Annotated in this window: 20 protein-coding genes; 6 read left to right on the top strand and 14 right to left on the bottom strand. The window is 48.2% G+C overall.

The annotated features are described in order from the left end of the window. Positions 1-60: 60 nt before the first annotated feature. The 4 genes from LHUE1_RS06345 to nikB all read right to left on the bottom strand — a co-directional run bounded on the left by LHUE1_RS06345 (position 61) and on the right by nikB (position 5,410). A complete protein-coding gene (locus tag LHUE1_RS06345; protein ID WP_049169063.1) occupies positions 61-1,788 on the bottom strand; it encodes an ABC transporter ATP-binding protein in 1,728 nt (575 codons plus the stop codon). A 60-nt stretch (positions 1,789-1,848) separates the two neighbouring features. Further along, positions 1,849-3,384: an ABC transporter substrate-binding protein gene (locus LHUE1_RS06340; protein ID WP_277848281.1), complete on the bottom strand. Its 1,536-nt coding sequence runs from the start codon at positions 3,382-3,384 to the stop codon at positions 1,849-1,851. 36 nt (positions 3,385-3,420) lie between these two features. After that, entirely contained in the window at positions 3,421-4,344 is a 924-nt protein-coding gene (locus LHUE1_RS06335; RefSeq protein WP_053091142.1) for an ABC transporter permease, read from the bottom strand. Between the two features lie 127 nt (positions 4,345-4,471). Continuing rightward, positions 4,472-5,410, bottom strand: coding sequence for a nickel ABC transporter permease (gene nikB, locus LHUE1_RS06330; protein ID WP_047106558.1), 939 nt, complete (start codon positions 5,408-5,410; stop codon positions 4,472-4,474). Between the two features lie 222 nt (positions 5,411-5,632). On the opposite strand from nikB, the gene LHUE1_RS06325 reads away from it, so the two are divergent. Continuing rightward, positions 5,633-7,258, top strand: a complete 1,626-nt coding sequence (locus LHUE1_RS06325) for a gamma-glutamyltransferase family protein (RefSeq protein ID WP_277848280.1) — start codon at positions 5,633-5,635, stop codon at positions 7,256-7,258. A gap of 209 nt (positions 7,259-7,467) precedes the next feature. Here LHUE1_RS06325 and LHUE1_RS06320 read toward each other — a convergent pair whose 3' ends face one another. The 5 genes from LHUE1_RS06320 to LHUE1_RS06300 form a co-directional block, all read right to left on the bottom strand. Continuing rightward, entirely contained in the window at positions 7,468-7,842 is a 375-nt protein-coding gene (locus LHUE1_RS06320; RefSeq protein ID WP_010489898.1) for a DUF1634 domain-containing protein, read from the bottom strand. Then, positions 7,842-8,684 (bottom strand): sulfite exporter TauE/SafE family protein, encoded by an 843-nt coding sequence (locus tag LHUE1_RS06315; protein WP_025013497.1) that lies wholly within the window; start codon positions 8,682-8,684, stop codon positions 7,842-7,844. The genes LHUE1_RS06320 and LHUE1_RS06315 overlap by 1 nt, the downstream gene beginning before the upstream one ends. A 145-nt stretch (positions 8,685-8,829) precedes the next feature. Further along, positions 8,830-10,146 carry a TPM domain-containing protein gene (locus tag LHUE1_RS06310; RefSeq protein ID WP_217774429.1) on the bottom strand — a complete coding sequence of 439 codons (1,317 nt, stop codon included), beginning with the start codon at positions 10,144-10,146 and terminating at the stop codon, positions 8,830-8,832. A 263-nt stretch (positions 10,147-10,409) separates the two neighbouring features. Then, a complete protein-coding gene (locus LHUE1_RS06305) occupies positions 10,410-11,042 on the bottom strand; it encodes an LVIS_2131 family protein (RefSeq protein WP_049169060.1) in 633 nt (210 codons plus the stop codon). A 10-nt stretch (positions 11,043-11,052) separates the two neighbouring features. Further along, the gene (locus tag LHUE1_RS06300) at positions 11,053-12,414 is read right to left on the bottom strand and encodes an FAD-dependent oxidoreductase (protein ID WP_049169059.1); all 1,362 of its coding nucleotides are present in this window, start codon (positions 12,412-12,414) and stop codon (positions 11,053-11,055) included. Between the two features lie 144 nt (positions 12,415-12,558). Here LHUE1_RS06300 and LHUE1_RS06295 point away from each other — a divergent pair, with 144 nt between their 5' ends. Next, positions 12,559-14,409: an FAD/NAD(P)-binding protein gene (locus LHUE1_RS06295; RefSeq protein WP_049169058.1), complete on the top strand. Its 1,851-nt coding sequence runs from the start codon at positions 12,559-12,561 to the stop codon at positions 14,407-14,409. 163 nt (positions 14,410-14,572) lie between these two features. Here the strand turns inward: LHUE1_RS06295 and LHUE1_RS06290 are convergent, their stop codons facing one another. Beyond that, entirely contained in the window at positions 14,573-15,439 is an 867-nt protein-coding gene (locus LHUE1_RS06290; RefSeq protein ID WP_049169068.1) for a helix-turn-helix domain-containing protein, read from the bottom strand. Between the two features lie 94 nt (positions 15,440-15,533). On the opposite strand from LHUE1_RS06290, the gene LHUE1_RS06285 reads away from it, so the two are divergent. After that, on the top strand, positions 15,534-17,114 hold the full coding sequence (locus tag LHUE1_RS06285; protein ID WP_049169057.1) for an ATP-binding cassette domain-containing protein: 1,581 nt from the start codon (positions 15,534-15,536) through the stop codon (positions 17,112-17,114). 237 nt (positions 17,115-17,351) lie between these two features. Here LHUE1_RS06285 and LHUE1_RS06280 read toward each other — a convergent pair whose 3' ends face one another. The 4 genes from LHUE1_RS06280 to LHUE1_RS06265 all read right to left on the bottom strand — a co-directional run bounded on the left by LHUE1_RS06280 (position 17,352) and on the right by LHUE1_RS06265 (position 23,542). After that, on the bottom strand, positions 17,352-18,485 hold the full coding sequence (locus LHUE1_RS06280) for a baeRF6 domain-containing protein (RefSeq protein ID WP_049169055.1): 1,134 nt from the start codon (positions 18,483-18,485) through the stop codon (positions 17,352-17,354). A gap of 158 nt (positions 18,486-18,643) precedes the next feature. After that, on the bottom strand, positions 18,644-19,132 hold the full coding sequence (locus LHUE1_RS06275; RefSeq protein WP_277848287.1) for an NUDIX domain-containing protein: 489 nt from the start codon (positions 19,130-19,132) through the stop codon (positions 18,644-18,646). 81 nt (positions 19,133-19,213) lie between these two features. Further along, positions 19,214-20,833, bottom strand: coding sequence for a peptide ABC transporter substrate-binding protein (locus LHUE1_RS06270; RefSeq protein WP_049169054.1), 1,620 nt, complete (start codon positions 20,831-20,833; stop codon positions 19,214-19,216). A 327-nt stretch (positions 20,834-21,160) separates the two neighbouring features. After that, positions 21,161-23,542, bottom strand: a complete 2,382-nt coding sequence (locus LHUE1_RS06265) for a phosphoketolase family protein (RefSeq protein ID WP_279280284.1) — start codon at positions 23,540-23,542, stop codon at positions 21,161-21,163. 478 nt (positions 23,543-24,020) lie between these two features. Between LHUE1_RS06265 and LHUE1_RS06260 the strand changes: the two genes are divergently transcribed. The 3 genes from LHUE1_RS06260 to LHUE1_RS06250 all read left to right on the top strand — a co-directional run bounded on the left by LHUE1_RS06260 (position 24,021) and on the right by LHUE1_RS06250 (position 25,970). Further along, positions 24,021-24,167 (top strand): hypothetical protein, encoded by a 147-nt coding sequence (locus LHUE1_RS06260; RefSeq protein ID WP_047106576.1) that lies wholly within the window; start codon positions 24,021-24,023, stop codon positions 24,165-24,167. Between the two features lie 26 nt (positions 24,168-24,193). After that, positions 24,194-24,364, top strand: a complete 171-nt coding sequence (locus LHUE1_RS06255; protein ID WP_191978422.1) for a hypothetical protein — start codon at positions 24,194-24,196, stop codon at positions 24,362-24,364. Positions 24,365-24,521: 157 nt separating this feature from the next. Then, positions 24,522-25,970, top strand: a complete 1,449-nt coding sequence (locus tag LHUE1_RS06250) for an MFS transporter (protein ID WP_049172912.1) — start codon at positions 24,522-24,524, stop codon at positions 25,968-25,970. Positions 25,971-26,034 lie beyond the last annotated feature (64 nt).

The raw sequence follows: 26,034 nt of genomic DNA, 5'->3' as shown, positions 1-26,034 counted from the left end.
TGAAAAGCCCCGTCATCAAATGCTGAATTTGATGACGGGGCTTTTGTATATCCATATAACTCAAAAATTAACTACCAAATGCAGTGGTTCAACCTCATGCAGCTCTGTGCTTGTGGGCCGCGGAATGTGTTCTGCCAAGATCCGCTCATTTCGTTGACGGGCTGCGACCGCTGATTCTGGATTTGGCCGGGGGATTGCTGCTAGTAAACGTTTTGTGTAGGGATGCACTGGGTTCGTAAAAATCTGCTCAGTTGTTCCAGTTTCGACAATGGTGCCTAAGTACATAACCAAAATGCGATCACTAATTTCCCGAACAACACCCAAGTCGTGCGTAATGAAAAGATAGGTTAGCTTCAGCTTCTCTTGTAACTGCTTTAATAAGTCTAGCACCTGCGCCTGAATTGAAACATCTAATGCTGATACCGCTTCGTCACAGACAACCAAACTCGGATCAAGCGCCAATGCCCGGGCAATACCGATTCGTTGCCGCTGACCACCGGAAAATTCGGATGGATACCGATTCGCACTGGCCTCATCAAGGTCAACCGCTTGTAAAAGTTGCAACATCCGCTGGTGGCGTGCTTGCGCATTCATTTGGTGATGGATAGCCATCACTTCCTCAATCGCATCTCCAATTTTTTGACGTGGATCCAGTGAGCCAAACGGATCCTGAAAAATCATTTGCATCTTGGCGATTAATGCGGCTTGACGATGATTGAATGGTGGCAATTCCTTGCCTGCATAAACCATCTTGCCAGCAGTCTTCTGCTCCAATCCTAAAATTGTTCTGCCCAACGTTGACTTTCCTGAGCCAGATTCGCCTACTAATCCTAAAGTTTCACCGGGATAAATATGAAAGCTGACGTCATTAACCGCTTTTAGTCCAGCAGCACGTTTTCGAAATAGCTGTTTCTTATCCTGATACACTTTCGTCAGATGTTGAACGGCTAACAATGGCTGTTTGTCGGTTACCTGTGAATGTTGCGCGATGTGGGGAGCGTCAACATCAGGAACCGCGGCAAGCAATTTTTTAGTATAGGCATTTTGCGGATGCTCAAAAATTGTTTGTGCAGTGCCCCGCTCAACAATTCGCCCTTGCTTCATGACGACCACATAGTCAGCAATTTGTGCCACCACCCCCATGTCATGGGTAATGAAAAGAACACCCATCCCTTCTTGATCTTTCAATTTATTGATCAATTCGAGAATCTGTGCCTGAATCGTGACATCTAAGGCGGTTGTCGGCTCATCAGCAATCAACAACTGCGGCTTGCAAGCAATGGCCATGGCAATCATCACTCGTTGTCGTTGTCCGCCGCTTAACTCATGCGGATACATTTGCAATTTTTTGGCAGGCTCAGGCATCTCAACTTGCTTCAACAATGCCAACGCCTGATCAAAAGCAGTTTTACGATCTACTGCTTGGTGGGCTTTAATGACATCCGTCAGCTGTTTGCCAATGCGTAACACCGGGTTTAACGCCGTCATTGGTTCTTGAAAAATCATTGACATTTGATCTCCGCGAAGTCGTCGCATGGCCTTGTCGCCTAGTTTCAGCAGATCCTGCTTTTCAAAACGAATCGAACCACTGGCAACGTGTCCGTTTTGTGGCAGAAGACCCATCACCGAAAACGAGGTAACACTCTTCCCAGAACCGGATTCACCAACGAGGCAGACCGTCTCATGTGGATGAACGGTTAAACTGATGTCGTGTAAAATTTGTTTGGTACCTTGATCTGTTTCAAAATCAACATTCAGGTTTTGAACTGCTAAGACTGGTTCCAACATGACTGTCACCCTCCAACTGGTTTCTCTAAGATAGACATATTCAGCTTAACGGACTTTAGACTAATTGAAGTAAGCTCCGCCCAAGTACCACATGCCTGTTGGTAAGACAGTCACGCCTTTGAGATCCTTAGCTTGCGCAACTGCAACGGAATTGTGATCCATTACGATCCACGGTAAGTCTTTCATGGCGATCTTATTCGCAGCGCTCAAAGCCTTTTTACGTTCAGAAGTATTTAACGTCTCTCGTGATTTCTCAACTTCGGCGTCAAATTGTTTGTTGCTGTACCGCATGTAATTGGAACTGCCAATATTCTTTGAATCAAGGTTAGGATAAAACAGTTCGCTTGCATCGCCTGTACTATTCGCCCATCCGGAGAAGGTCACCTCAAACTTTCCTGATGCTAGCGTTGTCAGATAAGTTGCCCATTCTTGTTTTTCAATTTTGACTTTGATACCGGCTTTTGCCAGTTGCTGCTGAACGACTTGGGCCATTTGCACATAAGCAGGTTGGTTACCAACTAAAATGGTATAAGTTTTCTTGTTAAAGCCGTTTGCTTTAACAAGTTCCTTCGCCTTTTTCAGGTTATAGGTTGTCGCAGCTTTCTTGTCGTTCTTGTTATAGCCAAATAGCTCAGGCCCAATCAGGCTAGGATTATAGGTTCCTAAACCGTTTAACTGGGCGACATATGTTTTGGCGTTAATTGCATAAGCAGCAGCTTGTCGGAACTTCTTATTCTTACCTGGATTAGACTGCATATTAAAGCCAAAATATCGCATTGGCGTTCCGACTTTGTTTGTCAGCTTTACATTTGTCAGTGACTTGATTCGCGATAAGTAATCTGATGTCACATTGTCCAGTAACTGAATTTTGCCAGTTTGTAACATCGAAACCGCGGTGGCATAATCCGGAACAGTTTTAAATGTCACGCCTGCCAGCTTTGGCTTTTTGCCCCAATAATCTGTATTGCGTACTAACTTGACGCTATCGCCAGTTGTCCAGCTCTTAAACTTGAATGGTCCAGTACCAACCGGATGTGTATTCAGCTTCCCCTTTTTATCAGCAGTTGGACTAACAATCGAAGCATTGGGATGGCTTAGCATCGCCAAAAATGGACCATACGGATATTTGGTCTTAATTTCAACAGTGCTGTCATTAACGACAGTTGTCGACGCAATCGGCTCGAGTAACGAGGCGCGCGGGGCGGCACGTTTAGGATCTTTCATTTGGTCAAACGTGTACTTCACTGCGGCAGCATTAAATGGCGTACCATCTTGAAATTTAATCCCTGTGCGTAAATGAATAATCCAGTCAGTGGCACTTTTACGCTCATAAGACTTCGCCAACCACGGTTTAGCTTTTAACGTCTTGGCATCTTGTCGAAAAAGTGTTTCATAGACTTGCTGAATGACGTTTGATGAAACTGTATCTGCCGTGGACAACGGTGATAACCCCTTAGGATCAGCCGTTGATCCATACACCAACGTGCGCCCAGCTGCTGCCGTCACGTTGGTTGGACCAGTCCCAAATGCAATCAATGTCGTCAATAAAGCGGTCAATACAGAAACTAAAAGCCATTTGCTTGTTTTTTTCGTCATGCACATTCCCTCCAACTTAACGCTCATCATCTCGACTTAGCGAATTTTAGCGTTTGGATCTAAGGCATCTCTCAAGCCGTCACCAAAAACATTAAACGAAAAGATCACTAGCATAATCGCAATCCCGGGAACCACTGCCACTTGCGGCGCATCCCACATAATCGACTGGCCTTCAGCAATCATGGCACCCCATTCAGGTGACGGTGGCTGAGCTCCCAAACCAATGAAACTGAGTGCTGCGGTTGATAAAATAGCTGATCCTAGGCGCATCGTTGCATTTACAATAATCGGTGCCATGCAATTAGGCAGAATATGTTTAAAGATAATGCGTGGCGCGCGGGCACCCTCCGATTTCAGTGCTGTGATATATTCTTCGTTTTTAACTGCTAGAACACTGCCACGGACAATACGAGCAAAAGTGGGGATGGCCCAGATGCTGATGGCGATAACAATGTTCCCAATACCAGTCCCCAAAATGGCAATGATCAATAACGCCAACAAAATTCCGGGGAATGCGAAAAGAACATCCATGCACCGCATAATGAGGCCATCCAGCCACTGAAAATAACCGGCGATCAAACCAAGCACAACACCAATACTGAGACCAATCGCTACAGCCGAAAAACCAACTCCCAAGGAAATACGTGCGCCATAAATCACGCGGGATAAAAGATCGCGCCCATAGTTGTCTGTCCCTAGCAAATGACCCGGCGCCCCGATACCAAGATTCTTTCCGGTAATCAGATCTTGTTTGTAAGGACTATCTGGCGCCAGCACAGGAGCAAAGATTGCTACTAAAATCATCAACGTAATGACAATTAGCCCGAATACAGCGAGTTTATTGTGCAGTAATCGTTTGACACGTAAAAACCGCACCTCGGATTTTACAGTCGCATTGATTTTACTTTCGCTTGCTGCGGTGACTACTTTGCTTGATGCAGCTGAGATATTTCGTTCCATGTTCTACCTCCCTTGCCTGTTTGCTAATTCGTTGCATTCAAAGCCGGAAGTTTGCAATAAGGTCGCTCTTAAAATGTCCTAAAGTATTGACTCCCCAGCTTCTGAACGCGTCGCCCTAGGTCCTAGTTCAATAGCTAATTCTCGGATCAACCTTGGCGTAGATAATATCGACGACTAGATTGACCAGAACGAATATTGTAGCAATGAACAATACGGTCCCTTGTACGACCGGGAAATCTCGAGCTGAGATGGCATTGATCATCAATCGGCCGACACCGTTGATGGTAAAGACTTGTTCAGTCACAATCGTTCCACCTAATAACGTGCCAAAGTTGATACCGATAACGGTAATAATCGGAATCAAGGCGTTACGAAATTCGTGGGTTAAGATGATTTTCCAAGGCCGCAAACCTGCTGCTTTTGCTGTCCGCACATAATCTTGCTGCAGCACTTCAAGCATGGTAGCTCGTGTCGTGCGTGCGATTAAGGCAGCCGAGCCTGCACTCAGCGCAATCGCTGGTAATATTAATTCTTTTAGACCAGCGACCGTATACCAATGCATCGACATGCCGCCAATTGGCAATGCGTGCAACATCACGGCGAAAATCAAAATCAGCATCGTTCCTAACCAAAAATTAGGAATGGACACTCCGAGCAGTGATAATGTCGTGCTAGTAAAATCAATCCAGGTATTGTGCTTAATGGCGGCAACAATCCCCAGTGGAATGCCGATTATCAATGCCAGAACCATGCTGGCTGTTGCTAATTTAATCGTTGTTGGGAGGCGACTGAGAATGGCTTGGGTTACCGGCTGGGATGTTTGATATGACGTGCCGAGATTGCCGTGCAAGACTTTGCCAATCCAGTCAAGATATTGCACCACAATCGGCTTGTCTAACCCCAAGCTCCTATGTAACGCAGCGATATCGCTTTTGGTTGCCGCCGGTCCGGCCATGATTCGCGCCGGATCGCCGGGCGCTAGGTGCATGCTGAAGAAAACAATGAACGATACCCCAATTAATAACAGTACAAGTTGCAGCATCCGTTTCAAAATGAAGTGACCCATGCGCTTGCCTCCTCGCATAAAAATAATAATAGCTTTATTAAAATTGAATGTTAGAATTAGATTGTCTTAATGTCAATAACCAAAACAAAAAATGTTAAAAAGTGACCCGTGACTTGACACGCCTATATCGCTGGTATAACAAGCATTTAACATTAGATTTAGATTGTGATATTCTGTGACCTATATCTCACATTACATATTCGACACAAACGAGGCGATTCGATGTCCTTTTTCACGAACCCTAACAATCCTTACCCACGTTCGCGCAAGTCAGTCTATGCTAAGTACGGCATAGTGGGTACTAGCCAGCCGTTAGCTGCTCAAGCTGGGTTGCGGATTTTGCAACAAGGCGGTAACGCGGTTGATGCAGCCGTGGCGACCGCTGCCTGTCTGACCGTTGTCGAGCCCACCACCAACGGCATTGGCAGTGATGCGTTTGCGATTATCAGCATTAACGGTCAGCAATATGGGATCAATGGTAGCGGTCCGGCGCCGCAAAATCTCAAAGTTGCAGATCTTCAAGCTGCTGGTTTAACGGAAATGCCCAAGTTTGGCTGGACCTCCATTGATGTTCCCGGTGCACCTGCGACTTGGGCAGCGATGGTTGAACGTTTTGGCCAGCTTTCCTTAGCTAAGGACTTAGCGCCAGCCATCGCTTATGCGCAAGATGGCTATCCCGTATCTCAGACCATCGCTTATTTTTGGGAACGCGCCGCGCAAAATTATCGCCAAGCCCAAAAAAAGGCAGCTAATCCGGCGATTTTTGACGAATGGTTCAAAACCTTTTGTCCAAATGGCCATGCGCCGCAAACTGGTGAAGTTTGGCAATCTGCGGACCAGGCCGATACCCTAACACGAATTGGCCAAACACAGGCGCGCGATTTCTATGAAGGAACCTTGGCCCAAAAAATCGCTACGGCTGCGTCACAGAATGGCGGTTATTTAACGGCCAAAGATTTAGCAGCGTATCAGCCGGCTTGGGTGACGCCGCTAAAGCTCCACTATCATGGCTATGACGTGTTGGAACTGCCCCCTAACAGTCAAGGTGTGGTGGCGTTAGAAGCATTAGGATTATTGCAGGGTCGGCATTTTACCAACCGGGATTCATTTGACACCGTCCACCACCAGATTGAAGCGATTAAGTTAGCCTTTGCCGACTTCTTTAAGTTTGCTGGGGATCCGCGGGCCATGCAGCTTGATCCGAATCAGTTGCTTGCACCGGACTATCTCGCTAGCCGCAGCGCACTGATTGGTGAATCGGCCCGACCGCCTGAAGCTGGTGACCCGCAAAGTGGCGGGACCGTTTATCTGGCAACTGCCGATCGGGATGGCAATATGGTGTCCATGATTCAAAGTAACTACATGGGCTTCGGCTCAGGTGTCGTGGTTCCGGGCACGGGCATTGCCTTGAACAACCGTGGCAACAACTTTTCCTTCGATCCCGCGTCACCCAATGTCCTTGAAGGTGGTAAACGCCCGATCAACACCATCATCCCGGGCTTTTTAACCAAAAACGGGACCCCGATCGGACCTTTTGGCGTGATGGGTGGTTTCATGCAGCCACAAGGGCACCTGCAGGTTTTAATGAACACTATCGACTTTGGCCTTGACCCGCAAGCCGCGTTAGATGCCCCGCGCTGGCAATGGATGCACGATCAAACTGTCCAAGTCGAACGTGAAGTGCCAGCTGTGACGGTAAATCGACTTGTTGCCGCCGGACATCATATTGTCGTTCAGTCTGAACCCAACGTTTTTGGCCGCGGGCAGGTCATCTGGCGCAATCCTGAAACCCAAACTTATGTTGGCGGGTCCGAATCGCGAACAGACGGCGCCATGGCGGTTTGGTAACGCAAAAAGAGGAACTCCGAATCACAGAAAACTATCTGTGATCGGGAATTCCTCTTTTTTATGTGAGCGTGAGCCAGCCCGGTTAGAAACCGGAGTGTAAGCGGCCTCAGGCGTGATGGCCCGGTCTTGGCCATTGTGTCTGGGGTCCTTACACGCAGGTTTCTGGGCTGGCGAACGCGTTATGGTGAGCGCGTTATATCGGAACCGACTTAACGATTGCCCAAATACCCAATCGTCATCGCACCGATTAAGATAATCAGCACGGCAGTCGTAATCCATACATACAGGTGGTCATGTTCCACGGCAAACGCATAAATTGAAACTACCACCCGCAAAACGGGGGTCAAAATCAGCAAAAAAATGCCTGTCATTAACACGGCGTATGGTTTTAAGGCGAAGGTTCCACTCAAAATAGCGCCAACCCGCGTCGGGTGAACGCCTGCCGGATACCCGGTCGACCCGGTCGCAATAAGCAAAATCAGCCCCAAAACAATGACCACCGCCGACAAAATGACGCCAACTTGCATGACCTTGCCGATCATAATTTCGACATCATCAATTTCGGTTTTAAGTTTATTGTCCATCAGATTGACACCCCAAATCCTTTAAGCGCCATTTGAATGCCCATATAGCCAATAACCGGAATGAAGATCATGCGCAAAACCTTGGTCGGCAGAATCTGCATCACGCGGGAACCGACTGTCGCGCCAATGAGGATCCCGATGGCCAGTGGTGCAGCAATTTGCGGCTGCAATTGCCCGCCAAAATAATACACCGTTGCACTGGCCGCCGCGGTGACCCCCATCATGAGGTTGCTGGTCGCACTGGAAGGCTTCAACGGCATGTGCATGATCGTATCCATCGCGATCACCTTAAACGCGCCGCTGCCGATCCCTAACAGACCGGAGGCAATACCGGCGCCAAACATCATCGCAAAGCCGCCTGGCACGTTGGTCACCGTATAATTGACTTCTTTACCGGTGGCCTTGTCAAAATAAGCCCCGTTCAAGCGCAACTTGGTCGCAATCTCATCTGGTGTCGTCTGGCGCGCTTCGTCTTCTTTCATCCGCATTTTGCGAATCATATTGAACGCTGAAAAAATCAACAACGCGCCGAACAAAATGTACAGCACTTTGCCGTCCACAAGCCCGGTAACAATCGCGCCCAAAACCGCGCCGACCGTCGTGGCAATTTCCAAAAACATCGCCACGCGCAAGTTCAGCATTTCATCTTTGAGATACGCAATGGTCGCACCTGAACTCGTGGCAATGACGGAGACGATGCTGGCACCGATCGCATATTGAATCGGCAAACCCATTAGCATCGTCAGAATCGGCGTAATAATCATCCCGCCGCCAATGCCAAGCACCGCACCCAGAATGCCGCCAAGCAAACCGGTGCCCATTAACAATAGTATTTGCTCCATTTATCTAGCCCCGTTTTCATGCGTTAAATAATGACAGTTAAAACCGCACACCATTTTGTTTGTATTTTCTAATGTTAGCCCACGTGATATGTGATTTTCAAGCTATTTTCAAAAAGCGGGTCGCCACACTTCGCAGATTCATCAGTCACCAGCTGCCGCCAAAACCACCGCCGCCACTGGATCCGCCACCAAAACCACTGCCAAAACTGTCGGATCCGCCACTTCCGCCACTACTGCTGGATCCAGAGCCAAAATCAGACATCACCCACAGCGGTAAGTCATCTTGATCTAAGTGCTGATCCTTGTCTGGATGACGAATATGGAAAAGAATGGCCGAAAACGTTGCTGCCAAAGTTTTATCCGAAAAATGATCCGTTGCTTTCACGTTTTCAAGAAACTTCGTCCATGTTGTGGCGGCTTCCTGACTGGAGATGCTTTTTTGCCCGCTGAGCCATGTCGCATATGCCGTTTCGTACGGCTTGCCTGTTGCCAATCGCTCCGTTAAGGCCGGCGTCAGCAAATCAGCCAGTGCCGTTATCGTGGGCACGTTGACGATTTCTTGATCTGAGAGTTCCCGGAGTGCCCCTTGAAGATTGTGATAGTACCAATATGGATGTGGCGTCGTGAACCGAATCTCCTGCGTCCAGGATTCAAACCTTCGTCGCGCTAGCCCAGCCATTCCGATCACGCGTAATTGGTCATGCGCCCAAGCAAAGTGAAATAACGGCAAGGAAGCTGAATCTACCCGCAACTTAATGCCAGCAGCTGTCACCGCAGCATAAATCGGCAAAGCTGCCATCGCCCCGGGGTCGCTCATCGCGTCATGCAACCGCGCATTCATGGCAGCATGCGCCAAAAAGAAAAGAACCATTAATCCGCCCAAAATCAGTGCGGCAATCATCAGTGCCTGCTTGATTGCCGCAGCACGCGCGCGTTTTTCCTTAATTTGAGTTGGCGTTGTAATCGCACTTTGATGAGCAACGACGCGCTTCCCGATATTCGTCAAAAACATCGCAATGGCACGATCGTAATTTTCGGCCTTGAGCTGGTTTTTAACGCTGTCCGTCACAATCTCGTCGGCGCTGCCATCTGGTACGACGCCCTCTAGACCATACCCGACTTCCAACCAATACTTGTGGTCATTTCGAGACAGAACCAGCAGGAGCCCGTTTTCCCAGTCCTTTTTGCCGACGCCGGCCTTCGCAAACTGGTCATTGGCATAATCTTCGATGTCATCATCATCCAGCGATGCCACTGTTATGACCGCTATTTGCGGATGCCCTTTAACCTTGGCAAACGTTTGGTCATTTAGCTGGTTTAAAACCCGGCGACTCTCAGGCCCCATCATCGCCCCTTGATCGCGATACCATTTTCCTGAACTCGCCTGAACCGGTTGCAGTGTAGCAACGCAGATTCCCAGCAATAACAATAGGGGTACCAACCACCAGCTGTGCCGATGCATCCCCTCGCCTCCTTCATTTAATCGGGTTGTGAATGATTTCATCATACCATGTGCTGAATACCGAGCCATTCACTTAAGCATCAGGTTTTGCTGAATTTTTAGTCAGTTCAATTTAAAAGGCCATAACGCGCTCGCCAGCCCAGAAACCTGCATGTAAGGGCCTTGAAACCTACACTCTGTTTTTAACCGGGCTGGCTCGCACTCACAAAAAAATCGCCTGACGCAACATTTTGCATCAAACGATCAGATTGTTTCTGTTCGACTTAATCCTCGACCGGATCAATCTCAACAAACGTATCATTGGGAACCCGCAGAATCGAGAACCGGTCAGCAATATGGCCTACGTGCATGCCCAGACCGTTCAGGAAACCCGGCTGGTAGCGTGCCGTTACAGTTGCAACATAGGCTTGGTCCGCGGTTTGATCAAGTCGTTTCAGATACTTTTTCGACCACGGATAGGCGGCAGCTCGCGGCGTTAAGGGTTGGGCACCTGAACTGACCTCCGCGTTATGACTATTGTTTTCATACTTCGCGCCTTCCGTCCAGTAAGTGTAGTAGAGGATCGGATTTTTACCGTTACCGGTGTGGACACGAACGTAGAAGGAATGCTCGTCGCCTGTTTGTAAGATCAGCGGTTGCGCGCTATGGCTGATGGTGACGGCGTGACTGTCGCGGTAATCGATAGGCCGCAACCAGCTTGCCCATACCAACCCGGCCGTCGCCAGGAATAGCACGGCTACTTCCGCAAGATCAACCAGCACCACCGAAGCCGGCACTTGGCGACCGGATTTGACGATCGCTTTAATATGTCGCCGGCGAATGTGCCAGACGATGAAGATGAAGTAGGCAATTAAGATCACCCACGCTGACAGTCCGATAAGATTCCACGCGTTCATAATTTTCCCCCTACAACTTTGCGTTATCTGCCTGCATCACTGCTAACTGGCCTAATAAATTGAGATAATGCCATGGTTTATCATAATTCGGATTAAACAACATATCGACATAGGCCAGCTGATCAATCGTATTGCGGTTCTGAATCATGACCGAAATCAGATTCGCCGCATTGGCAATGTCATATTGACTATAAAACTGCGCCCCTAGAATCCGGCGGTCACGAGTATCGTAAACCAGCACCATCGTAATCTTGACCGTATGCGGCATGAATGGCGGTCGAAAATCATCCGTCATGGTCACACTGGCTGCCGGCAGATGATTGCGCTTGGCGTGGGCAAGTGTGAGTCCGGTAACCGCCAGACTATGATCATACAATTTTAACGCACTGGTCGCCTGTGTTCCCATATATTTGATATTCGGGCCAAAAATATTGGCACCGGCCATTTTCCCTTGGCGAACGGCATTCGTTGCCAACGGCGCATAAGCATCTTTACCAGTCGGGTTAAAATGAACGGCAACCGCATCACCGGCAGCGTAAATATCCGGATTGCTGGTTTGCATATAATCATTCACATGAATCGCACCATCCGGATTCATCTCAACCTGTCCGACCAGCAATTCGGTCATCGGACGAAAACCGACGCAGACCACCGCCAAATCGGCCTGAATCTCTCCTTGATCCGTCTGAATGAAGACATGCTTTTCATCACTGTCAAAATGTCTGGCAATCGTGTTGGTCTTGAGTTCAACGCCGCGTTTCGTCAACACCGAAGCAATTTCCTTACTGAGTGGCAAGTCAACATAGTGGCTCAACAACGGCGACACGCCATTTATCAAAATGACCTGTTTGTGGTTGCGGCTATAGGCCTCGGCCAATTCAACGCCGATATACCCACCGCCAACAATGGCAATTTTATCGGCATCTTTGGCGCTCTCTTTAATCTTGCGCGCATCATCATAACTTTTGCACATCAAGACGCGCGGAATACTGACACCGGAAATCGGTGGGATCACCGGGTAACTGCCCGTGGTCATAATGAGCTTGTCATACTGATAATGTTGCTGCTGGCCGGTCGCCAAATCCTCAGCCACGACCTGATGATCAACTGCATCAATCGATAAAACATCGTGCTTCAAATGAACGTGCACCTTGGGGCCAAGTGCTTCAAGCGAAGCCGGGGTAGCATAGAACATATCTTCCAGCCGCCCGACCGTTCCTTCGAGGTACAAGGCAATGCCACAAGAAAGAAAGGAGATGTCCTCGCGACGTTCAAAAACATCCACTTCCGTTTCCGGGTGTCTTGTTAAAAGTTCGCGCACTGCCGCAGTTCCTGCATGCGTACAGCCCACAACGACAACTTTCATCAGCATCTGCCTTCCCTTCTAGATTATCAATACAAACATTATGACACGAAAAGGGCGAAACCTAAAGCAAGTCGCTAACGGCTTTGAGACGCTTACAAGTATAATAGCTTTGTTGCTTCTTAATTGGTCAATTCATAAAAGGAGTTTAATATGCACATCACACTTATCGGTGCCGGCCCGCGTGGCTTGCTGCTTTTAAGTCGGCTGCTGAGTTGGCAACCGACCCGCTACCCTAAGCGCCGGCTTAACATCGTACTGGTCGACCCTTATCCAATCGGCGGCCGGGTATGGAAAATCAATCAAGATCCTAATTTAATTATGAACACTGCGGCTTCGCAAATTACCTTATTTACGGATCAGAGCGTCACTGACGTCGGGCCATTTATCACCGGACCCGATCTGAGCACTTGGGCACTGACGATCGCGGCAGGCTATCTGGATGCCCACCCTGAACTGGATAATCGGGCAATTTTGTTACGCCAAGCTGCCAGTCTTGGACTCAACAGCTACGCGTCCCGCGCGCTTTACGGCGTGTATCAGCAGTGGTTCTTCGACTTGCTACGCGCACAAGCCGGCCAAAATACGATCACCTACAAACAACAAACAGTAACCCGCTTAGATCAAAAAGATCCCGGATTCACCATCACAACCGACCAGGAAAGCTGGCAAACCGACCAAGTTGTCATGGCGCTGGGAAATTTAAAAAACTCATTGACGCGCGATCAAAAAGCCTTACACGACTATGCCAAAACGCACAAACTATTTTATTTGGAACCGGGCTTTCCGGAAGAAGGCGACCTCAGCAACATCGAACCGCAAGCTCCGGTCATCGTTCGGGGTCTCGGCTTGAGCTTCTTTGACTTAATGAGCCGGCTAACGGAAGGTCGCGGTGGACGGTTTCAGAAAACCGCAGATGGTTTGCTCGCCTATCACCCAAGCGGTCGCGAACCGCACATCTTCGCTGGCTCGCGGCGCGGTTTTCCATATCGTGCTAAAGGCCACAATCAAAAAGGTCCAGGCGAAGAATGGCAGCCGCAATTTCTGACGCCTGAGCAAATCAATGCCTGGCAGGCCCGCGGTGAAGTGAGCGGCCAGACTTTCTGGGAAGGGTTAAAGCATGAAGCTGAGTTGATTTACTATCGTCTCCTTTTGCCGCAACGCTACCCTGACATTGACGAGACAGCGTTTGAACGTGATTTTCTCGCGGATCCGGTTGCGACTTTAGGCGCCTTACCGATCGCCGCCAAAGATCGCCTCGATTGGGATGTGCTCGCTGATCCGACCAAAGCCCATCCCAGTGGCCAGCCTTATCAAGACTTCATGCGGCATTATCTCCGGCAAGATGCCCGCGAGGCGATGCGCGGCACGAAAACCGGCCCGTTGACCAGTGCACTGGAGGTCTTACGCGACATGCGCGATCCCATTCGCCAATTTGTCGAACGCGGCCTCTTTAGTCAGGACCAGTATCTCGACTTCTTCTTGCGCTGGTTCAACTCACTGAACGATTTTCTGTCGATCGGACCACCGGCTCTGCGCATTGATCAACTGCAGGCCTTAATCGGTGCAGGTATCGTCACAATCTTACCGCCAGGCATGCAAATTAAGGGCATCGACGGTCAGTTTCTTTTGAAAACACCAAGCGATCCAAAATTCTCCTTGCAAGCCAAGGCCTTACTCGAAGCGCGTGTTCCGGCCGTCAATGCTCCGACTGCGCAAGATCCGCTCGTTCAACAACTGCTGCATGACGGCTACGCGCATCCGTATGAGTTGCAACTCAATGCCGACAAACGTTTCCAGTCAGGCGCGATCGCCATCGACAGGCGGACCCAGCAATTGCTCGATGCCAATGAACAGCCGCAAGCCGGCCTCTTCTTCTGGGGTGTCCCAACGGAAGGCGTCCACTGGCTCACCACCGCCAGCCCACGCCCACTTGTTAATGATGTGAGTTTGAAAACCGCGGAGCAGATTGTGAAGGCGATTTTTGCTGGGGCTGGTTCGTGATCGCAGTTAAAAGTTTCTACAAATAATCTAAAAGGCTCAGGCATTCCGCATTGGATGTCTGAGCCTTTGTAGTATTCGTGAGTCGGCATGTCTAGAAGTTGAAAGTCTGATCGAAGCAGTACGCTTTTAAAACGACTTAAATTTTTATCAACCGTTGTGCCATTTAAGGTGTCGTTTCATTTATGAACATTTCTGCCTGTTTCTTGAATGCAACAAAAAAACTTGTTGATCCAAGGGTTTTCTGAATCTCCACGATCTTCTCGACACGCTCTTTATTTTCGGATGACGGATTTTCACAGTACGTGCAAAGTGCTTCTGCGAGTGCGATCAAAAATCGTTCAGCCATCATGTTATCCTCAATATGACTGTTCTTCATCACGCGTAGAAAAAGCCGGGCAGTTTTTAAATCCTTAGCCGCTAAGTTTAAAAGTACAACATTGTATAGAAGACTTATATTAAGTTGCAGATTTTGGTGTATTTCCAAAGCCTCATTAAGTTGAGAAGCTAATTCCCGTGCCAGCTGGTTAACGGTTACTAACGGCATAACTGACAACGTATTCCCGAAAAGTAACAGTTCAAATCGGGTCCAGCCATCAACATTAAACAGATAATCTGCTAAGAAACTGGCATCGGTTTTTGAAAGCGACTCACCATTCATATCGGCAATCATGGCTTTAACCATAATCAAAATGAGCCGATTATACTTTCCTGGATGATTCTTGAAATGCGCTTCAGCCCTGTCTTCTACCAGTGCAGCTTGGCCCCCGTTGTTATTGACAATTGCCTTGGTAATGTCTTCCAATATCGACTGCTCATACAGGTTTTCCTGAATAGCTAAGGCATTACCAAATTCAGCAAATGTGACATGTAGGCGTTCAAGGAGTGCCAGAAGCTTATCAGCGGAAATTTGGGTTAAATTCCTTTCAAACTTAGATAACTGCGCCTTCGAAAGAATCCCGTCACTAAGCTCCGCCTGGCTCATTCCCTTGTTCTCACGAAAAATATGAATAACTTCGCCAATCTTTTCCATGATGCTCCCCTGCTTTTTCATATCTGAAACGTTTTTTGTTGGCATCATATTACCACATATACTAGGGCCATCAAATTAATATGAGGCGATCACCATGAAACCAACTATCAGTTTACTATCGCGACAAAAGGCGTTGACGTTATTAACAACCCTACTGATTCTAATCGAGTCGCTTGGAAAAGTGGCCAGCTCACTAACCCTTGCGCCCTTGACCGATCAGCTCATCAACAAAAACTTTAACGGTGTCGTCTTTTGGCTACTGTCGACCATTACCATCTGGGGCGTCACCCTAACCATCGGCTACGTGAATTCAGTATTGAAGGCACAAATTATCCGTAAGGTAACAAATCAGTTGCGTACTGACATTGCAGACGGGCTCAGCACTGTATCGATTCCCGAATACAAGAAAGTCAATCATAATGAATACGTCTCATGGCTAACAAATGACGTCAATATGATCGAACAAAATGGTTTAGATGCGTTCTTCTCGCTATTAGGTAATGTTACAACGCTGCTGTTTGCCATTACGTCGTTAGCTTTCTATCATTACAGTTTGGCACTGGCCGCTATTATTTTGGGACTTCTCACAATGACCATCCCCCAGTTCTTCTCTAAAATTATGACCAGAGAGACTAATCGGCTTGCAACGGCCAACAGTTCTTTTCTAGGAAAAGCGGATGACATTATTGGCGGATTCTCCGTGTTTTTCAGCCACAATCTTGGCAACGCCTTTACACATAAGCTGGCTGTTGCTTCCGATCAGCAGGGAAAAGAGAAAGTTCTTTACACCAAAAATGTCGGCTTGGTTAATTTGTTGATCAGCGGTGTCAATGTAACAGCACAAATGCTCGTTTTGGCACTGACTTGCTTGTTAGTTGTCGGCGGTTATTTTACAGTCGGCGTCATCTCTTCTAGTGGTTCGTTGGCAGGCACTGTCTTCAACAATCTCGCAGGTATGATTCAAGGTATCTTCCAGATGAAATCCGTTACAGTATTGCTTCACAAAGATACCTCCTCAAAAGAACCCGCGCTCTCTTCTGAAGATGATTCATTTAAAAACGCACTTACGGTTGACCATCTTTCTTTTAATTATGGCGAAAAGCCTGTCATCAAGGATATCTCTTATCGCTTCGAGAAAGGTGGTAAGTATGCCATTCTCGGAAAAAGCGGAACTGGAAAATCAACACTTATCAACCTGATGAGTGGCCGACTTACTAATTACAGCGGTTCTATTCACGTTGATGATCTAGAATTAAACTCACTTCCAGCATCAATGCTGAATGCCAAAATCGAACTTGTCGATCAAAAATCATATATTTTCAATGAAAGTGTGCAAGAAAATATAACATTGGGAAAACCTAGCGCTTCAAATGCACTCAATAAAATCGTGGAGTTTCTTGGCATCAATACATTCACCAGTTTGAGTACGAATATTCACGAACACGGCAGTAACTTGTCTGGTGGGCAACGGCAAAAATTAGCACTAGCACGCGCTTTATCATTCAGGAAACCAATCTTGATTGTCGATGAAGTCACGGCTGGTATTGACGACGAAAGTGCCCAAGCCATTGAAGATGCCTTATTAGCCGAAAAAGATCTCACGGTGATCATGATCACGCATCACCTCACCCCTAAAACAAAAGCACAATTGACTGGCACTCTTGAATTAGCATAGGAGGCAATTATCATGCAGTATACAGGAATTGATCCTTTAACCAGAATATTGGTTCCTCCGTTTTTATCCCCATCGGCACTTGATCCATACAGTAAACCCAATGCTTCTGGCTCTTCCACTTTGACTTAGACTCACTAAATGAACCATAAAACAGACGCTTAAATTTCCAAATAATTTTGGAAATATGAGCGTCTGTCTTTTTGCTTAGTGGTACGCCTAATCTTTCCCGAAACAAACTCAAGCGTAACGCATCATTGCCCCGACCTTAGCCGGTAGTTGTTCCTCTGGCAATACCACGACCTGACCGCCATGGCCTAACACGATATCTGCCAATGTGTTTAACAAGTTGGCATGCTGAGCAACTTTGGACTCACGCTCGATTCGTTCACCATCAAGTCGGGCATGAATTCGAGCGCCCGCCTGAACAAACAGCATAGCAAGTTGACCACGCAATGCTGCCGTGACAATGGTTGTCAGCTCTTCAGTGTAGCTGTCATTGCTGCGGGCTTTTTCGATGGTCGCCGCAAAGCGCTGACGGCGCCGATCGCGTAATGTTTCGCGGATCGGTGCCAGTAGATCATCCAATTCGACAAAATCAAGCGTTGCCGGGCTTTTCATCACCGCAAGCTTTGGCAATAAATGATGATTCTTGGAAATCTCCCGAAAAACCGCCACATTTTCGGCTAAGCCCATCAGGACAAGCGGCATTTTATTCGGATTGCTATAATGCGCGAGCAAATACTGATCGACTGCCTGATAAAAGCGGCGTTGATCGCTGGCCTTTTCGGCGGACTTGTCATTGTGGCCGTGGTACGTTACATGGCCGCTACCTTGAGGCACACTGTTTAACTCACCGCCACGAATTTCGGTGCCCAGCGTTCCTGTCAACGTCTGGGGCGCGTCATCCGGCAAGGACACCGGCCGCACCTGATGGCCGTGGTTATGGTAAAGCTTGATGCTGTCGGCATTAAGCGCCAGAATATCGAAATCCGTTGCGGTCGCCTCATCCAGCATCAACGGCAGAATCTGCGGCAACTCGGTGACCATCGCCACATCATCAACGGTTTCATACATTGGGGTAACATACGTTTGCGTGCCGTTTGTCAGCACACCAATACCATTCGTCTCGCACGTCTGCCAAAACATCGGATCCTGTTCGTACGGTTCAAGCTTAGCAGCGTATGGCGCGAAATCCGTCTTCGGATAGGTTTCGCCCATCACCGCTTTGGCATGCTTCATCATATTCTTAAACCGAATCCGTAATTCCTCAACTGGTGTATTGTCCGGCCAAGATAGATACAGTGATACATAAGGGCCTTGCTTCGTGTCTGCTAAAAACTGCTGCAACGTCGGTCTAGTCGTTATATCCATCAAAATGCAACTCCCTTCCGGCCTGTAGCCTACCTTTAGCGTATCAAGGTTAGCAGGTAAAGGCAAAGTAAGCACCTCTAATTAGACATTTTATAATTGATGCTGCTTGTAAAGCTGGCCGGTGAAGCTTGTGCCATAAGGGAGGTGACACTGTGTCACTATTTGTGATGATCAACAAGATGCAAAAACGTCTCACTAGGCCGCATAAATTCAGCCAAAGCATGCGGCCGCATTCGCCGAGACGCCTCTGAAAATGACAGCCATTGACCCTGCAAGCCTTCTTGCCAAACGACGGCTTCAGCCTGCGCTGACGACAATTCAAGTCGATGCACCAGTATTAACTGCTGATAAGTTTGCTCCGGTTGTTCCCAAAATGATTCAAGTACGCCCACCAGAGACGGTTGCATATCTTTCAGCCGCAGCTCCTCATAAACTTCGCGACCAGCAGCCTCTGCAACTGTCTCGCCAAATTTCACGGCACCACCGGGGACAATTGCAGAACCGCTCGTCGCTTCAACCGTCACCAAAACCTGATCGTCGTGAATTAATAAAACCGCAGCCCGGACATCAAACTTGGCATGGGGGTTTAGTTGAAATCGAAGATCATCCTTTTCTTGAACCAAAACATCGCCCTCCTCTATGACCATCAACGCAACAAACACAAACAAAACGTTCCTGTTCACGGCTATTAACCACAAACGGGAACGTTTTGATCAAAAATGTTGAAACTACTTCGCCATATACGCCCCAACAAAGTTATACATGTTGGCCGGGCTGAAGGTTTCGCCTTTCAGTTTCGGATTGCGTAAATGTCCTTGAACGGTTTGATACAGGGTTGCGACTGGTGCTTCCTTGGAGAGCAGAACCTGTGCCTTCAGGAGATCATCATAGCGCTTGGTCTCATTGTTGGCATCGGCGTTCTTGGAAGCCTTGAGCAGATCATCGTATTCCTTGTTTGACCAGTGGCTGAAGTTATAGGTGTTGCCTGTTGAATAGAGATCCAGGAAGGAAATTGGATCCGGGAAGTCACCTTGCCAGCCGGAAAGGATGAACTGTGCGCTGCCATCCAATGACCGTTGGATCCGGGTCTTAAATGGTACGGAAGAAATCGATACCTTCATACCTGGCAATTGTTCCAAAGCTGATTGCAGATATTCGCCGGTCTTCTTGGCAACATCCGTGTCGTCTGTTGTCAGCGTAACTTGTTCGCCGGTTTTACCGACTTCTTTCAAGCCTTCAGCCCATAGCTTCTTGGCCTGTTTGAGGTCATACTTCTGAACGGTTTCGGATTCTTTGGCCGCATCCTTGGCAAAGTCTTCGCCAGTCTTAGGGTTGCTGCCTGAGTTTTCCGGTGTGATGGTTGGGATACCGAATGAGCCATCGCCGATAACCTTATCAGCAAGCTCTTTCCGGTTAATCGCCATGGAAACCGCCTGACGCAGTTTCGTGTTCTTGAAATCAGGAACCTTGTCTTCGTTCATATCCAAGTATGTGGTACGACCCTGCTTGTCACCGACGTAATCCTTGTCATTTTTATGCTGCTTGGCAATTTCACCGGTTAGAACAGCATCGTCAAGCTTCTTGGTTGAGTACAGGTTAGCGGCTGTGTTGGAATCCTTAACCACCTGAACGTGAATCTTCTTTAACTTAACCTGCTTGGCATTCCAGTATGAATCGTTCTTCACTTCATCCCATGAATTACCGGTACCATTCCAGTTAGTCAACTTAAATGGTCCGTTAAAGACAAGGTACTTACTTTGTGTTCCGAACTTCTTGCCATACTTTTCAACTGTCTTTTGGTTCAACGGGAAGAAGACTGGGTTGACCATCATCGTACTGAAGTAAGGCACTGGATGATCCAAGGTCACGACAAGTTTGTAATTGCCTTCAGCTTTGACGCCCAGTGTTGAAGGTGCCTTTTTGCCGGCCGTGATGTCGTCAGCGTTCTTAATGCCTGAGAACAGATAAGCATATTCTGACTTGGTCTTAGGATCGGTCGCGCGCCGCCAAGCAAATACAAAGTCCTTGGCTGTCACGGGATCGCCGTTACTCCACTTGGTTTTACGTAAATTAAATGTATACGTCAAACCATTGTTAGTCGGCTTCACCACTTTGGTTGCGACCGCGGCCTGAAGTTTCTTACCCTTGTACCGGTACAAACCATCGCCGGTATCGACTGCCGCCTGCCCACTGACAACGTCCGTAATATGGGCATTGTCCATCGTGGAGATGACATCTTTCTCCATTCGATTAAAAGTGTCTGAGCTGCTACTCTTGCTGCCACACGCAGCCAAAAGAACGGTTGAAGCAAAGATCATGGCTCCTGCAACTAATCGTTTAACTTTCATTTACTCACCCTCAAAATGATATTGCATTAAGAGTATATTAGATTTCAGAGAAAGTAAAGTGATTTTTTACAGATATTACACAACTTCTTGCCATTTGTTTCACGGTTTTGTCACTTATCGCGTCAACTCGTAGCTGGCATAGTCGCATAAATGCTGATGCAGCGGAATTGTATGCGATTACATTTTTTTGTCGGATTAACGCCAACGTCTTGGTTTTCAAAATGGCGTAATTTTCACGTATATCTCAACGAAAAAAATCGACCTCCAGTTGCGGAGATCGATTTTCGTCATGTTCATCTGTTAACGTCAAACAACACTTAGACCTGATTACTTAATCGGCTTCCAAGTCCATTCCTGCACTTCAGGGATATCTTCCCCGTTTGCACGGATGAAGTCATGGTGGTATTGCAACGTGTCATCCATCTTCTGAATGAAAGCTGCAGCCTTTTCAGCATATGCCGGCACGTGCTGAATGACATCCTTGGCTAAGTGGAAGCGGTCAAGTTCGTTCAGAACCCGCATGTCAAATGGTGTCGTGATGTCGCCTTCCTCACGATAACCATGAATCAGCACATTGCGATTCTGGCGGGTGAAGAAGATATCGCGAATCAAGCCTTCAAAGCCATGATAAGCAAAGAGAATCGGCTTGTCGGTGGTGAAGTAGCTGTTGAATTCGGCATCACTTAAACCACGCGGATCGATTTCCGGACTACGCAACTTCAGAAGATCCAAAACATTAATGAAGCGAATTTTCAAATCCGGGAAGGCATCATGCAACAAGTTGATCGCTGCCAAGCTTTCCATGTTCGGCTCGGTACCCGCTGCAGCCATCACCACATCCGGTTCAACGCCGTCGTCATTGGAAGCCCAATCGATGCGTTTAAGCCCGGCATTGGCCAAAACGGTTGCTTCATCAATACTGTAGAACTGTGGCCGTGGCTGCTTGGAAGTAATCAGCACATTGACCGTGTTTTGTGAGCCAAACAGTTTTGGTGAGATCGCCAACAAGCTATTCGCATCCGCTGGCAGATATTCGCGGATATATTCAGGCTTCTTTTCCGCCATGTGGGTCAAAATGCCTGGATCCTGATGGGTGTAACCGTTGTGATCTTGCTGGAATGAGGTCGAAGTTGAGACCACATTCAGACTCGGGTAAGCCTTGTGCCATGGTTCTTCATGGGCCTTGCGAATCCACTTGAAGTGCTGGGTGAGCATGGAATCGACAACCCGCAAGAAGGCTTCGTAACTGGTGAACAAACCATGACGGCCGGTCAGCGTGTAGCCTTCATTGAAGCCTTCTGACTGATGTTCGGACAGCTGTGAATCAATGATCCGACCAGCCGGTGCCAGGTATTGGTCAGCCGGTTCCTTGATTGGTTCCAGCCATTGGCGGTTGGTCACTTCAAACAAGCTGTAAAGCCGGTTACTCATGGTTTCATCAGGGCCAAAAATACGGAAATTATGCGGATTCAATTTAATCAAATCACGCAGATAATCGGACCAGACAATCATGTCCTGCTTGATCTGCTTGCCATGCTCCTTGTTGTCCAGCGCATACTTGCGATAATCCGGCAGAACCAATGGCTTTGGATCAATGCCGCCATTGGTAATCGGGTTGGCGGCCATCCGTTGGTCACCCTTTGGCGGCAAGGCAGCCAATTCCGGAATCAACTTGCCATTTTCGTCAAACAGTTTGTCCGGATGATAGGACTTCAGCCAGCCTGCCAAAGAATCTGCATGCTCCATGTCTTCGGCATCAACCGGAATCGGAATCTGGTGCGCACGGAATGAGCCTTCAATCGGTTCGCCATTCCAACTCTTAGGACCGGTCCAGCCTTTTGGTGAGCGGAAAATAATCACTGGCCAATGTGGCATAGTGGTGTCGCCGGTTTCACGGGCGTGCTTTTGAATTGCCTTAATCGTTTCAATCGCATCATCCATGACCTTGGCCATTTCCGGATTCAGCTTGGTCGGATCGTCGCCTTCAACAAAGTACGGCTTCCAGCCCATGCCTTCAAAGTACTTGGTCAGATCTTCATCCGACTTCCGGGAGAGGATCGTTGGGTTAGAAATCTTGAACCCGTTCATATGAACGATTGGCAAAATCGCGCCATCGCTAATCGGATTGATGAAGGTATTGCTAAACCATGAAGCTGCCAATGGGCCGGTTTCCGTTTCGCCATCGCCGGTCACAACCGCCGCAATGACATCAGGATTATCTAGAACCGCACCGGTTGCGTGACTCAACGCATAGCCTAACTCCCCGCCTTCATGAATCGAACCCGGCGTCTGGGCGCTGGCGTGTGACGCCACACCACCTGGCCATGAGAATTGCGTAAACATACGCTTCATGCCTTCTTTATCCTGCGAAATCCGTGGATAAATTTCCGAGTATGACCCGTCCAGATAAGAATTGGAAACCATGACCTGACCACCATGACCCGGGCCCTCAATGTAGAACATATTGAGGTCGTACTTATTAATGACCCGGTTCAAATGGGTGTAAATGAAGTTTTGACCGGCAATCGTGCCCCAGTGACCGATCGGATGCGGCTTCACATCTTCACTTTTCAGTGGCCGTTCCAGCAACGGATTGTCCTTCAAATAAAGCTGGCCAACCGACACGTAATTAGCGGCTTGCCAGTATTCTGTCATTCGGTCGAAGTATTCCTTGGATGAGTAATCAACAGTCTTAACTTTTGTATCCATGCTCATACCTACTTTCGGTTTTAATGAGTTCAGTATAACACAGATTGACGAAAAAGCACTTATTTTGACTTAAATTCGCTTAAATTGCCTTAATCTTAATTTGGTTAATTTTATGAACGCCAATCTGGCAAGCTGCTTCTCGATAATGATGCGTTTTAAACAAGAGCGTGAACTGGCGCGCTTAGAAGTCGGAGTATAAGTGGCCTTAGGCGTGATGGCCCGGTTTTGGCCATTGCGCCTAAGGTCCTTATACGCAGACTTCTGCGCCAGTGAACGCGTTTATGGAGAGCGTGAATCAGCCCGGTTAGAAACCGGAGTGTAAGTGGCCTTGGGCGTGATGGCCCGGGCTTAGGCCATTGCGACCAAGGTCCTTACACGCAGGTTTCTGGGCTGGTGAACGCGTTTCAACGCAAAGTGATGGTAAAATAAAGTTGGATTCAAGGTTTGACGATCTGGAGGCACGCGAAGGAGGAAGCCTATGAAAAACCATTTTTTGAAAACTTTTGTGGCCATCGCGGCAGTCGGTGCGGCAGCTTACTGCTTGAAGCGTTTCAGTGACGAGCTTGTTGTCTACGTCTCACCCGACAAAGACGCCGGTGACAAGGATGATTGGACAGACTTTTAAGGCTAATTCCTAGGGGGGCGATTGTTTTGTCACTATCACAAATTGATTGGCTGCTGCTGTTCTTCGCCTTGGTTGGCGCGCTTAGTTTGATCCTATTTGATCAGATTCTGGCAGCCGCCGTAATTATCATTTTAATGGCAAGTGCGATCGTGGTGGATCGTCACATGCCACGTCATCCACGACGTCCCGCATTGTAAAAAGTTAAGACGACCGTTCGCTAGAAAATGGCGGGCGGTCTTTTTATAGTAGTTGCACAATCGAAGCAATGTGCACGACATCCCCCCTTCCTCCGTTATCTAATACTAAAAGTCTTGACCCCGATTGGTACAATGTAAGTACTAAGGGGATGCAAACATGGCGACAACAACGAAACCTCAAGGCCGCGGCCTGGTGATGGCAGCGGTTTTTATTGCAACGTTTATGACTTCGGTTGAAGTGACGATTGTGACAACTGCTTTACCTGCAATTATTAGTGACTTGCATGGGCTGGCTTATCAAAGCTGGATCATGAGCGCTTACCTGCTGACGACAGCCATTACCACGCCGATTTACGGAAAATTGGCAGATGCGATCGGCCGCCGGGGGATTTTCCAGTGGGGCGTTGTGCTGTTCACAGTCGGCACCTTGCTGAGCGGCTTGGCACCGCATATTTTATTGCTTATTTTAGCCCGTGCTTTGCAGGGGATTGGCGCTGGGGCGGTGATGCCGCTGACGTTTACCATCATTGCCGACTACTATGATTTCGCTCACCGTGCGAACGTGATGGCGCTTAATAATACAGCATGGGGTCTGTCTGCTTTGGTTGGACCGCTTATTGGGGGCTTTTTGGTCGATCAGTTGTCATGGCACTGGGTTTTCTTCGTGAACGTGCCATTAGGTATGCTGGTCTTCTTCCTCATTCAGGTCGGGTACCGTGAACCCAGCCGCAAGCATGTGTCATTAACGATTGATTGGCTGGGCATTGCTTGGCTAGCGGTTACATTAATTGCCCTGCTGTTAGGTATTCAGGCGCTTGATCAACAGCCCTGGCTGGCGGCACTTTTGTTAGTCCTGGCATGTGTGGGTGGGTACCTTCTATTCCGGCAAGAACAACGGGCAACCGATCCGTTAATCGCACCGCAAATGTTTCAGAGCTTTACTTTTACCGTACAGATTTTGACGGCATTATTGCTTAGTGGGGTCTTAATTGGTTATCAGGTTTACTTCCCGATTTGGTTACAATCGTTGTACCATTTAGGCGCAACTGCAGCCGGGCTGGTGGTGACGTCTAGTTCCGTTTTATGGCTGGCATCATCTTTTCTAGTCGGTCCCTTGATTAAAAGATTTGTACCGCGAACCTTGTCGTTAATGCTCGTCTTCATTCTGACATGCGCCTATTTACTGCTCACGGTTGCTTCGCCGAATTTTCCGGTATGGGCTTTTTACGTGATTGCCATGGTTAATGGAACGGTGATGGGGATTGTCATCAGCATGAACACTGTTCTTAGCCAACATCTTGTGCCGGATCGCTATGTCGGGTCGGCTACCAGTATTTTGACGCTAGGGCGCTCGCTGGGGCAGACGGTAATGACTGGCGTGTATGGGGCCGTGCTGACTTTGGTGATTCGGGCGAACCTGCATGGTCTTTCTTTCAAAACCGTCAATGCGGCAATCAGCGCCAAATCAACCACCTCAGTTCACAATCCGCAAGCAGCCGCCGCGATTCTCACGGGTCTGCACGGTGTTTTCATGATGGTCGTCGTGATGATGGTACTCGTCTTGATCATTAATTGGCGTGATCCTAATCGCCACATTATTCAGTAACTAACGAAAAGGCGCTAACGGATACCAGTGATTGGCTGAATCCGTTAGCGCTTTTCTCACAGGT

Source organism: Lacticaseibacillus huelsenbergensis (assembly GCF_029726355.1).
In the GTDB taxonomy this organism is placed as follows: Bacteria; Bacillota; Bacilli; order Lactobacillales; family Lactobacillaceae; genus Lacticaseibacillus; species Lacticaseibacillus casei.
The sequence above is the reverse complement of the archived record's forward strand: the minus strand, read 5'-3'. Positions and strand labels throughout refer to the sequence as shown.